We start from the raw sequence: 11,812 nt of genomic DNA, 5'->3' as shown, positions 1-11,812 counted from the left end.
TCTTGGGGGCACGACTCCACTTGAAGGACATTTCCGTGCCCGATGCCATTGAACTCCTGAAGACGCGCCGCTCGATGAAACCGCGCGAGATGACCGGCCCCGGCCCGTCCGCGGCCGAGCTCGAGACCATCCTGACGATCGGTTCGCGCGTGCCCGACCACGGCAAGCTCACGCCTTGGCGCTTCATCGTGTTCGAGGGGGACGCCCGCGCCCGCGCCGGCGACGTGATCGCGAAGGTGTTTGCCCGCAAGAATCCCGGCGCTCCCGCCACTGACATCGAGGTCGAGAGGAAGCGCCTGAGCGATGCGCCGCTGGTGATCGGCGTGGTCTCCTTCACCAAGCCGCACCCAAAGGTGCCGCCGTGGGAGCAGGAATTGTCGGCCGGCGCGAGCGCGATGAACATTGTCACCGCGGCGACCGCACTCGGCTACGGCGCCTGCTGGCTGACCGGCTGGTTTGTCTTCGACCGCGACGTGCTCGACGGTCTCGGCCTGAAGCCGGACGAGAAGCTCGTCGGCCTGATTCATATCGGAACGCCGACCAAGCCGAGCGAGGACCGCCCGCGCCCGGCACTGTCGGATATCGTGACGCGGTTTTGAAACCGTAGACCTGTCATCGCCGGGCTTGACCCGGCAATCCATCCACCGAAAGACTCTTCTGAAGAGTGATGGATGGCCGGGTCGAGCCCGGCCATGACGGGTGGAGTTTCACGCCGCCTTCGACGCCCGCTCCGCAAAGCCGCTCAGCAAGGCCGCGATCTCGTGCCCGGGCCTCGCCGCGCTGAACAGGAACCCCTGCACCTCGTTGCAGCCTTCGGCGCGCAGCCAGTCGAGCTGGTCCGTCGTCTCGACCCCTTCCGCAGTCGTGGTGATCTTGAGGCTGCGGCCGAGGCCCGAGATCGCGCGCACGATCGCGAGGCAGTCGGAGCGCCGCGCCAGATCCTTCACGAAGGAGCGGTCGATCTTAATCTTGTCGAACGGGAAGCTGCGCAGATAGCTCAGGCTGGAATAGCCGGTGCCGAAATCGTCCATCGAGATGCTGACGCCGAGCTCGCGGAGCTGGTGCAGGATCGCGAGGTTGGCCTCGGTCTCCGCCAAAAACACCGATTCGGTGATCTCGAGCTCGAGCCGGCGCGCCGACAGGCCGGAATGCGCCAGTGCCGAGATCACGGCCTGGACCAGATTGCGGCTGCGGAACTGCACCGGCGACAGATTGACCGCAACCTTGACGTCGGCGGGCCACTTCATCGCCTCGGCGCAGGCTTCGCGCAGGACCCATTCGCCGAGCGCGACGATCAGACCGATGTCTTCCGCAACCGGAATGAACTCCGCGGGCGAGACCATGCCCTTCTGCGGGTGCTGCCACCGCAGCAGCGACTCGAAGCCACTGATGCGGTCGGCGGCGATATCGACCAGCGGCTGGTAGTGCAGCTCGAATTCGCCGTTGCTGAAGGCCGCGCGCAGATCGCGCTCCATGTCGCGGCGCTTCTGTGCCTGCTCGTTCATCGCGGCTTCGAAGAAATGATGGACGCCGCCGCCATCGGACTTGGCGCGGTACAGCGCCATGTCCGCGTTGCGCAGCAGTTCTTCCGACGTCGTGCCGTCGCCCGGCGACAGCGCGATCCCGATGCTGGCGCCGACCACGACTTCGAGCCCGTCGATCTTGTAGGGCGCACTCAGCACATCGATCAGCCGCTCGGCAAAGCCGCTCGCTTCGTTCGGCGAGACGTCGGCGGCGAGCACGATCGCGAACTCGTCGCCCCCTAGGCGGGCCGCCACATTGTCGTCGCGGACCACCTCGCGCAGCCGCTCCGCCACCAGCTTGAGCAGCCGGTCGCCCATCGGGTGTCCGAAGGAGTCGTTGACGTTCTTGAACAGATCGAGATCGATGCACATCACAGCGACCCGCCTGTTGCCGGACCGGCTGCGCTCAAGCGCCTCGCGCAGGCGCTCCTGGTAGAAGTCGCGGTTCGGCAGGTTTGTGAGACCGTCGTGATGCGCCATGTGCGCGATCCGCGCTTCGGCGGCACGGCGTTCGGTGATGTCGACCACCGCGACCAGATAGCCATCGCGGCCCTCGAACGCCACCCTGCGTCCGAAGGTCAGCACGTGGATCTCGGTGCCGTCGGCCCTGATGTGCCGCCAGTCGCGGCTCGATTGGTAGACGTCGCCGACCTCGCGCAAGGCGGCGCTGTGCGCACCCCACTCATCCTCCGGCCAGATCTGGCGCAGCGTCATGTCGAGAAATCTGTCGCGGCTGTATCCGTAGTGCTGAACGGCCGCGTCGTTGACGCTGAGGAACTCCATCGTGCCGGCGTCGAACACCCACATCGGCATCGGGTTGTTCTCGAACAGCAGGCGGAACGACAGTTCGCGCTGCTTCAGCGCGGTGACGTCGGAGAAGGTCAGCGACAGCATGTCGCCGAACGCCGTGACGCCGAGCCGCAGGCAGCGATCGCCGCTGTCGATCTCGAACTGGCCGCCAGGACCATTGCCGACGAATCCGCGCAGGCAGTTCATCACCGCCGGCGCCGCAAGCGGATTGCCGCCGGCGCTGAGCCGGCGCCACAGCAATTCGGTCGCGGGCTGCATCAGGAGCCTTGCGGCACCCTGGTTGAGATGCACGATCTGGAAGTCGGCCGCCTCGCCCCGCGCGTCGCGGATCGCGGCGAGCGACAGCACGCCCTCGTCGGTGGCCGAGAAGATCGTATCGAGAAGATTGTACTGCGCATTGCGCTCGTTGACATAGACGCCGACCAGGATGCCGCCCCAGCGCGACCGCGTCGGCAGCGCCAGCACGTCGAAGGTCCGTACCAGACCGTCGCGCACGCAATGCGCCGACGCGAGATAGGGCCGGCAGTTCTCGCGCGCATTCGCAGCGGCTTCGGTCAATGCCGTCGCGCAGTCCGGCGGCAGCGCGCTGAGCGGAATGTCCCAGCGCTCGTCGTTCAGCCAGGTCTGGACGTAGCGGCCGGTGTGCGAGACGCTGAGCACGCCGTCGACGTTCCGCAGCAGCACGATGTGATCCGCGAGCCGGCCGAGGCTGCCGAGCATCACGTCTTCATAATGCGGCAGCTTCTCACCGGGACGGACCGCCGCCTGCCACTTGCGTTGCAGAACCGGAACGTCGGCGAACATCTCGGAACTGAACTTGGCCGATGTCTTTGCTGATTTCTTGTTGGCCATGATCATGGCACGCCCCGTTCACGCAAACGCCTGCGCATGATCTGGAAAGTGTGAAGCGGCTTTCCGAGAAGATCCTGCTCAAGCAAAAAGCCAAGGCGCGATGACGACACAACGTGAACTCAGCGCGCTTTAGTCCCCGTGGCATCCAAGTCATGCCGCGGCTTAACGCCATGTAAAAATAGCGATGCCGTGCGCCGCCGCCAGCGATTATGACGGCTTAAGTTCGCGCGATGGTTAGTTCACGTTAGAGACTATGACGGTTGCATGAAATGCAATTCGGTCGGGCGTCAGCGCGCCACGACCTCGACTTCGCCATCGACGCCGTTGACGACGTTGAAGGGACGCTCGAACACCTTGCCCTCGTTCTTGGCGATCGCACGATACTCGCCTTCGGAGAGCACGACGCGCGGGAACGCGCCGATCGATTCCTTGATCACGTCGCCGCCCGGCGTGATCACCGACCATGCGGTGTTGGCGAGTGCTTCCCCGCCCTTCTCGCTAACCAGCTTGAGGGTGATGACGGCCGCGCGATGCGTGACGGTGACGTCGGTCAGCTTGCCCGCCGCGACGCGAATATCGGAGCGCACCACCGAGTTGGCGTCACCATAGTTGGAGACGATGTAGTAGGTGCCCTCCGGCAGCAGCGCGACGTCGCCGGCGGACACGTTGGGCACCAGAGGGCCACGATCGGAGCCGTCGAACTGGCTGCCCTTGTAGATCGCGAATGAAATCTGGTTGGCCGGGATCTTGCTGGAGCCGACCCGGCCTTCGATCCGCAGGCCCCCGGCCGGCAGCACGAAGGACTCGCGGTCGGTCTCCGACTTCAGGCTGACGGCGCGTACCGCGCTGACGAGGCCGAGCGCGACATGGACGACATAGTTGCCGGGCGGCAGCACGACGTTGGGCGTCGCCCCGCGCTCCTCGCGGATCAGCTTGTAAGTGCCGTTGTCATCCGGCTTGTCGGCGAACACCCGCCATACCAGCCCGGCATTGATCACCGGAAGGTCCTTCCCGTACCGCGCCGTCAGCGACAGCACCGCCTGCCCGGCGGTCGGCGAGCCGGCCGGCGGTGTTACGGGAGGCACGGTCGCAATGGACGGCTGGACGATGGTCGGCTGGTTCAGCGGACCGGGCAGAACGGGCCCCGAGCCGGGCCCGGACGGCGGCGCCAAATTGAGCGCCGGGCCGGACGGTACGTCCGGAACCGAGGCCGGTGGGATCGGCGGCGGCCGGTCGCTGAAGAACTGCGCCGACACGGAAGTCGGGATCAGGGCGAGCAAAAATGCCGCAAGCGTCAATAGCGGAAGGAGCCGCGTGCCCCGCCCGCATCCGCCGATGCCGTTGCCCCTCGAAGTCATCACCATGCTTTTCAACGAAAACGCGGCAAATTCAAGCCTTCGTCCAAGGGGATCCAAGGGGATCCGAGGGGCGTCCAAGGCTTTGTCACAGTCGCGGGGGGCGCCGTCCCCCTTTGGAACCGCTCGATCAAGCCGATGTTAGCCCTATCGTCGCGGTCCAGTCACATTCCCTGCCTACCGCGGTCCACCCGGGGCATGAATCATGCCTGTGGGGAATAACCATGAAACCGGACGACGCTGGCGTAGCCGTGCCGCGCGGCCTAGTCTCGTGCTGGCAGGAGATTTGTCGTGTTGGATAGCTGGATGGGCCGAGGCCAGAAGAGCTCCGACGGCCCCGACAAGGTAGGACTGGGAACGGTTCGCCGCCCGGTGATCGGGCTTGCGCTCGGCGGGGGTGCCGCGCGCGGCTTTGCCCATATCGGCATCATCAAGACCCTGCTCGCCCATGGCATCGTCCCCAACGTCGTGGTCGGCACCTCGATCGGCTCCGTGGTCGGCGGCGCCTATGCGGCCGGCCATATCGACAAGCTGGAGCAGTGGGCCCGCAGCCTGCAGCCGCGCAGCGTGCTCGGCTACCTCGACATCCGCCTCAACGGCTCCGGCCTGATCGGCGGCACCAAGCTCGCCGCCGAGATCGAGGCGGCGCTGGGCCAGGTCATGATCGAGGACCTCGCGGTCAAGTTCGCCAGCGTCGCGACCGAAGTCCGCACCGGGCACGAGATCTGGCTGACCCAGGGCCGCGTGGTCGACGCGATGCGCGCCTCCTACGCCCTGCCGGGCATCTTCGCGCCGGTGCTGATCGGCGACCGCTGGCTGGTCGACGGTGCGCTGGTCAATCCGGTGCCGGTTTCGGCCGCCCGCGCCCTCGGCGCCGAGATCGTCATTGCGGCGAACCTCTCCAGCGACGTGTTCGCGCACTCGACCACGATCTACAATCACGGGCCGTCCGCCGCGCCCGAGGTGACGGTCGCGGTGACTGCCGAGGCAGAGATCGAGCCGGAACCTCCGAAGCGGCGGTTCGGCCGCTTCTTCTCTGCCGAACGGACCGTGAAGCGGGAGTTTTTCGGCAGCGCCAGCCGGCCCGGGATCTCGAGCGTCATGGTCGACGCCTTCAACATCATGCAGGACCGCATCACCCGTGCGCGCCTCGCCGGCGATCCGCCCGACATGCTGATCTCGCCCCGCGTCGGTCAGATCGGCTGGTTCGACTTCCACCGCGCCGACGACCTGATCGCACACGGCATCCGCGCGGCCGAACGCGCCATCGGCGCGATCGAGGAAGCGATCGATATCCTGGTGCCGCCGTCCAACGGCGCGGGCACCACCGGGAAATAGCGCTCAGGCGGTCTTGATATAGTCGCGCAGCGCTTCCTGCTCGTGCTCATATTCCTGCACGCGGCGCTTGACGACGTCGCCGATCGAGATCAGCCCGACCACCTTGCCGTCCTCGACGACAGGGAGGTGGCGGAACTTGCCGGTGGTCATCATCTCCATCAGGCCGCTGACCGTATCGGACTCGCGGCAACTCACGACCTTCTTGGTCATCACCGCGCTCACCGGTTCGTCCAGCACGCCCGCGCCGCGCTCTGAGAGCACGCGCACGATGTCGCGCTCCGACAGGATGCCTTCCATCCGGCCCTGCTCGATCACCAGCACGGCGCCGATCTTGCGCTCGCCGAGCAGTTTGACCGCGGCCGAGAGCTTCGCGCCGGGCGCGACGCTCATGACCTGATGGCCCTTTGCATCGAGAATGGAACGTACCGTCATTGCCGCCTCCCTGAATCCGCTCGCGCCCGCTTCAGCGGGGCCGAGCCTGTTCGCCAGAGTCTTCAATCAACAGTTCCGCGCCGATTTCGGTTCCGGGGGCGCGGTCGGTAGCTGGGCTCGACGTGTCGGCCCGCTTTGTTCTGTGTCGCAAAGATGATGATGGAATTCGAACCGAGCCGCAAGCGGCGATCAGACGCGGCCGGACTGGTCCACCGACGACGCATCCGCAGCATCGTCTCGCGCGCGCGGAATCGGATCGAACAGCGAGAACAGCAACAGCCCGGCGAGGAAGCCGCCGATATGCGCCTGCCAGGCGACGCTCGCGTCCTCGGCACCGAGCGACAGCGAGGTGGCGCCGAACAGGATATTGACGCCGAACCAGATTGCCAGGAACGCGAGCACCCGCCCGTTGCGCAGCGCCCGCCACAGCGACAGCGCAGGCACCTTGGCGGCCGCATCGGCATCGCCGCGGCTGAACGACAGGAAGCTGCCCTTCACAAAGGCGAAGCGCATCGCCGCAGCCATCGTCCCCGACACCGAGGCCGACGCGCCGATCATCGGTGCAATGGCGTGCTCATGGGTCAACAGATGCGCGAGCGCGCCGGCGGCCGCCGTCACCGCCATGAAGACAAAGAAGCGCACCGCGCCGAAGCGCCGCGCCAGCGCGCTGCCGAACGGCAGCAGCCACAGCACGTTGAAGCCGATATGCGTGAGGTTGGCATGCAGCAGCGAATAGGTGACGAAGGTCCAGACCTTGGCGCCGTCCCCGCCCGGGAAGGTGATGTCGAGCAGCGTCGAGTCGTAGCGCTTCGGGATGAAGCCGAAGACATCGATGGTCCAGTTTTCCATCTCCGGCGGCAGCAGCACCCGTAGATGGATCACCGCGATCAGGAGGACGTAGGCGGTGAGCGCCGGCGGCAAGGTCAGGATCGGCTCGCGCGGCGCCTCCGGCGGCGGCTCGAGCGGGGATTCGGGATGGGAGTCCAAGGGGTCAGAGACCTCGCACGCGGCTGTGAATCCCAGATAGGCGGCTTTCATACCGCTGTGCAAGTGCACAATCCCGAAATCGGACACCGGGTGTCGCGCGGCGCAGCAATCGAGACGGAAGCGGTCGGGACAAAAGATAAAGGGAGGGCGCTGAGAACGCCCTCCCTGATCGATTGGTCTTCTCGTGCCCCAGAGAGAGGGATCGGGAGAACATCCCCACCCCTCCCCGCACGCTGACCAAACTGTTTGAGGCCACCTGTGTACCAACCACGCCGGCGCTTGGGGCAGCCGGCGAACGGGAACGCGCGGACCCTACCCGCAGGTTCCACCGACGCCAAGGACATAGTTAAATTTACGTTAACAACACAAAGCTGCCGATAAGCCGTCCAAACCGCGGCCACGGCATGGACGCTGCACAGCCTTCCCTGCACAACAGAGAAGGGAAGGCGCCTGAGCAAAACCGGGACAGATGTGTCCCGCCGAGCCAGGTGCCGGGCAAGGTTCTTCAGATGAAACACAGCTCCAGCCGCGAATTCTTCGCCTATTGGAATGCGAAGCGCGGCACTGCGCGTGCCCCCGACCGGAGTGAATTCGAACCGTCCGCGGTGCGCGAACTGCTGTCCGACATCTTCGTGCTGTCCTATGACGGCGAGACCCGCTTTCCGTTCCGCGTCGCCGGCACCCGCACCTCCGCCCTGCTCGGCTGCGACCTCAAGAACCGCAGCTTTTCCGCCCTTTTCACCGGCGAGAGCCGCGGTGAGATCGAAGACATCATCACCTGTGTCGTCGAAGAGACCCTGCCGGCCATCGCCGGCATCACCGCCACGACCGAGACCGGCTCCAAGGCGCACCTTGAATTGCTGCTGCTGCCCTTCACCGCCCGTGTCCATATGCCGGCGAGCCTGACCGGCCTGCTCGCCCCGTTCGAGGACGACGTCACCCGGCTGCACGACCTCGTCCTGACCTCGTGGCGCTACCTGCATCCCCAGGAGCGGTTGGTGCCGCGGACCCTGCGCAAGCTCGCCATCGCGCGCGGCCTGATGGTCTACGAAGGGCTGCGTTAGCCGCCTCCATTCCCCTTGCGGCGGGATCGCAGGCGCCGGTCGCTTGCACCCTGGGCCGTGGAACTCTATTAGCTGTTTCGCCGCCGTGGCGGGCGTGACCCGCTCGTTGCAGCTGCGGCGGGGCTCGGCATGTTTCGGAATTCGATCAGGCAGAAGATCGTCGGCATTGCCGCAGGACTGATCGTCCTCGCGGTGATCACCTCGCTCCTGTCCATGGTGATGGCGGGCCAGGTCGGCCATCTCCTGGATGAGCTGACCAACCGCTACATCCCCGCTTACGGCCATCTCGCCCGCGTCAACATCCGCTCGCTGGAGCGGTCCCTGGCGATGCGCCGGATGATGATGGCGAGGATGCAGGCGCCTGGCGAAGACGCCGGCTACGCGGCGGCGCGCAAGACCTTCGACGAGATCGAGCCGGCGATCAAGCGCGAGGCCGATGCCGCGCGCGTGCTGATCGATGCGATCATCGCCGATCCATCGACGCCATCGGACAATGCCGCTCTCGGACGCCTCGATGACCGCATCGACAATGCCGTCAACGATCTCCTGATGCGGCTGAACGCCGAGAACAAGACGCTGCTCGACCAGCTCGATGCCCAGGAATTCGCGGCCGCGAAAGCGACCACGCTCCGTGCCGACATCCTGCGCGACGACTTCAGCAACAAGATCGAGGGCATCCGCGCCGACATGCTGGCTCAGGTCGCCTCGGCCGCGGCGAAGGTGATGAGTGCCCAGCAGCGGGCGATCATCATCTCCGGTGTCGTGACCGCGATTGCCGCGATCCTCGGTTTCGTGTTCGCGATGCTGGTCGGCAGCGGCATCACGCGCCCGGTGATGCGACTGCTGGAGGGCACCCGCGAGGTCGAGGCGGGCCGCCTCGACGGCACCATCGCGATCACGACCCAGGACGAGATCGGCCAGCTCTCGGCCGCCTTCAACCGCATGATCGAGACGCTGCGTCACAACCAGCGCATCCGCGAGACGTTCGGCCGCTACATCAACCCGCGGATCGCCGAGGGCCTGCTCGAGCAGCCGGCGATCGCCGCCACCGAAGGACAGCGCCGCATCATGACGGTGATGTTCTGCGACATGAAGGGCTTCACCAGCCTGAGCGAAGGCGTGACGCCGCGCGGCCTCGTCAAGATCATGAACCTCTATCTGTCGACGATGTCGGCGCCGGTCCATGCGCATCGCGGCATCATCGACAAATATATCGGCGACGCCATCATGGCCTATTGGGGCGCCCCCTTCGTCGAGGAAGCCGAGCAGACCCATCTGGCCGCGCTTGCCGCCATCGACATGATCGGCCAGGTCAACCAGCTGCGCAAGGATCTGCCCGAGCTGCTCGGCGTGCGCGCAATCCCGGCCGATTGCGACATTCGCATCGGCATCGCCACCGGTGAAGCGCTGGTCGGCAGCATCGGCTCCGAATTCATGATGAGCTACACCGTGCTCGGCGACACCGTGAACCTCGCCTCGCGGCTGGAAGGCGCCAACAAGTTCTACGGCAGCCGCAGCCTGATCTCGGAAGCCACCGCGAGCGCCTGCGCCGCGACCATCGAGCTGCGCGAGATCGACCGCCTTGTCGCCGTCGGCCAGACCCAGCCGGTCGCCGTGTTCGAGATCATCGGCAAGAAGGACGAGCTGACGCCGGCGCAGACCGAGTTGCGGCAGCGCTACGCGGATGGTCTCGCCGCCTATCGCGATCGCCGCTGGGACGACGCCGAGCAAGCTTTCGCGGCCGCGCTCGCTGCTGCGCCGGGCGACGGCCCGTCGATCACGATGAAGGCGCGCGTCGCAGCGTTCAGGCAGGATCCGCCGGCAGCGGACTGGGACGGCGCCTGGCATCTGGAGCAGAAATAGCGACACTTGCAGCCCGCATGAGCCAACGGCTCGCGCGAAGCGCGCGCCCGATGACCGGCTCCGCGACATGCGGAAAGAACGATCCCGGATATCGCTTCGCTCATCCGGGCGACACGCATTGACGCTGACCTGCCCTTCACACTGCCCTTGTGCGACCGGCCCGATTCTAACACCGATGTTAGTTTCCACTCCGCCGTTCGATGGCGCAAACAAAACATTCGGCGCACATGCAAGCGCGACGTCCGGAAGCGACAGTGCGATTGCCGCATCGGCAAACAATTTTTCAAAGCGCGCGGAATGCTCTCCTCGATCGGGAGTTAGTGCTTCAGAGCAATGACTGTCCACGTCTATTCGGGAGGTACGCATGATCATGTCACCGATGAAGCTCGCAATGCTTGCGGCATTTCTGACAGCGCCGATCGTCCTGTTCCCACCGCACACCGCCATCGCCGCCGGCGGAGGTGGTGGTGGTGGCGGTGGAGGAGGAGCAGGCGGCGGAGACTTCTACGGATCGAGCTACGGCACGCCTGCGCCGGCGTATCCTCAAGCGAAGGACAGAAAGACCACGCACAGGGTCAAGAAACCGATCAAGCAATCCGGCTTCGACGACCCGGCATTCCGCGACGGCTATCGCGCGGCCTATGCGACGATCTACGAACGCAACGACTACGCCGCCGCGATCGATCAGCTGCACGCGCTCGGCCGTGACGATCATCCTGATGTCGCCAACCTGGTCGGCTACTCCTATCGCAAGCTCGGCGACTACAAGCAGTCGCAGGTCTGGTACGAGCGCGCGCTGAAGGCCGATCCGAACCACGTGCTGACGTGGAACTACTACGGCCTGTGGCAGATCGAACAGGGCAACCGCGACCAGGCGCAGTATCATCTGCAGCGGATCGCCGATATCTGTGGCACCGACTGCGAGGAGTATCGCACGCTGGCAGCGGCACTGGAGAAGCCGCCGGGTACGAACCTCGTCTATTGAACGCGCCGGCGCGGAGCCGGCATGAGCTGAGTGCGGGATCACTGGACCCGGCCCGGATATCGCTTCGCGCGTCCGGGCCGTACGCGCCGTTGGCTTCCTGCCGCGCCGTCCGCTATCGTGGGCTCGCAAACCATTTGCGAGTCCGTCATGCCCGACCAGATCGATTTCGGTACGTTGCAGCTCAAATTCCTGCAGAGCAAGGAGACCACCGGCGGCAGCGTCGATCTGTTCGAGATGACGTTGCAACCGAATGCCCGGATGCCGATTCCCCACTATCACGAGAGCTGGGACGAGACGATCTACGGGCTGTCGGGCGTCTCAACCTGGCGGGTCGACGGCAAGGAGATCGACATCGGGCCCGGCGAATCGGTGTTCATCAAGCGTGGCGTCGTGCATGGCTTCACCAACCGCTCGAACGGTCCGGCGACCTGCCTCTGCCTCCTGAGCCCCGGCGCGCTCGGACCGCAATATTTCAAGGACATGGCGGCACTGATGGCAGGCGGCACCCCCGATCCAGCCAGGATGAAAGAGACGATGCTGCGCTACGGCCTGGTGCCGGTCGCCTCCTGACCGCGCCGCGAAAATAGGCTTACACCGCCGGCG

10 protein-coding genes are annotated in these 11,812 nt (G+C 65.7%); 6 read left to right on the top strand and 4 right to left on the bottom strand.

Annotated elements, in window-relative coordinates:
* Positions 1–35: 35 nt before the first annotated feature.
* Positions 36–599 (top strand): nitroreductase, encoded by a 564-nt coding sequence (locus ACE10Z_RS19090; protein WP_375789284.1) that lies wholly within the window; start codon positions 36–38, stop codon positions 597–599.
* 108 nt (positions 600–707) lie between these two features.
* On the opposite strand, the gene ACE10Z_RS19085 is transcribed toward ACE10Z_RS19090, so the two are convergent.
* Positions 708–3,191 carry a putative bifunctional diguanylate cyclase/phosphodiesterase gene (locus tag ACE10Z_RS19085; protein ID WP_375789283.1) on the bottom strand — a complete coding sequence of 828 codons (2,484 nt, stop codon included), beginning with the start codon at positions 3,189–3,191 and terminating at the stop codon, positions 708–710.
* A gap of 281 nt (positions 3,192–3,472) precedes the next feature.
* Positions 3,473–4,543, bottom strand: a complete 1,071-nt coding sequence (locus ACE10Z_RS19080) for a hypothetical protein (RefSeq protein ID WP_375789282.1) — start codon at positions 4,541–4,543, stop codon at positions 3,473–3,475.
* 288 nt (positions 4,544–4,831) lie between these two features.
* Between ACE10Z_RS19080 and ACE10Z_RS19075 the strand changes: the two genes are divergently transcribed.
* Positions 4,832–5,878 carry a patatin-like phospholipase family protein gene (locus ACE10Z_RS19075; RefSeq protein ID WP_375789281.1) on the top strand — a complete coding sequence of 349 codons (1,047 nt, stop codon included), beginning with the start codon at positions 4,832–4,834 and terminating at the stop codon, positions 5,876–5,878.
* A 3-nt stretch (positions 5,879–5,881) separates the two neighbouring features.
* On the opposite strand, the gene ACE10Z_RS19070 is transcribed toward ACE10Z_RS19075, so the two are convergent.
* Together ACE10Z_RS19070 and ACE10Z_RS19065 are read right to left on the bottom strand one after the other, a co-directional pair.
* Positions 5,882–6,310, bottom strand: a complete 429-nt coding sequence (locus tag ACE10Z_RS19070; protein ID WP_342728324.1) for a CBS domain-containing protein — start codon at positions 6,308–6,310, stop codon at positions 5,882–5,884.
* Positions 6,311–6,499: 189 nt separating this feature from the next.
* Positions 6,500–7,297 (bottom strand): rhomboid family intramembrane serine protease, encoded by a 798-nt coding sequence (locus ACE10Z_RS19065; protein ID WP_375789280.1) that lies wholly within the window; start codon positions 7,295–7,297, stop codon positions 6,500–6,502.
* Positions 7,298–7,806: 509 nt separating this feature from the next.
* On the opposite strand from ACE10Z_RS19065, the gene ACE10Z_RS19060 reads away from it, so the two are divergent.
* The 4 genes from ACE10Z_RS19060 to ACE10Z_RS19045 all read left to right on the top strand — a co-directional run bounded on the left by ACE10Z_RS19060 (position 7,807) and on the right by ACE10Z_RS19045 (position 11,779).
* The gene (locus ACE10Z_RS19060) at positions 7,807–8,361 is read left to right on the top strand and encodes a PAS domain-containing protein (protein ID WP_342728322.1); all 555 of its coding nucleotides are present in this window, start codon (positions 7,807–7,809) and stop codon (positions 8,359–8,361) included.
* A 129-nt stretch (positions 8,362–8,490) separates the two neighbouring features.
* Complete coding sequence (locus ACE10Z_RS19055) at positions 8,491–10,224, top strand: adenylate/guanylate cyclase domain-containing protein (protein ID WP_375789279.1); 1,734 nt, start codon at positions 8,491–8,493, stop codon at positions 10,222–10,224.
* A 364-nt stretch (positions 10,225–10,588) separates the two neighbouring features.
* Positions 10,589–11,209, top strand: a complete 621-nt coding sequence (locus ACE10Z_RS19050) for a tetratricopeptide repeat protein (protein WP_375789278.1) — start codon at positions 10,589–10,591, stop codon at positions 11,207–11,209.
* Between the two features lie 147 nt (positions 11,210–11,356).
* Positions 11,357–11,779: a cupin domain-containing protein gene (locus ACE10Z_RS19045; RefSeq protein WP_375789277.1), complete on the top strand. Its 423-nt coding sequence runs from the start codon at positions 11,357–11,359 to the stop codon at positions 11,777–11,779.
* Positions 11,780–11,812: the final 33 nt, after the last annotated feature.

The organism is Bradyrhizobium sp. Pha-3, from assembly GCF_042258615.1.
In the GTDB taxonomy this organism is placed as follows: Bacteria; Pseudomonadota; Alphaproteobacteria; order Rhizobiales; family Xanthobacteraceae; genus Bradyrhizobium.
The sequence above is the reverse complement of the archived record's forward strand: the minus strand, read 5'-3'. Positions and strand labels throughout refer to the sequence as shown.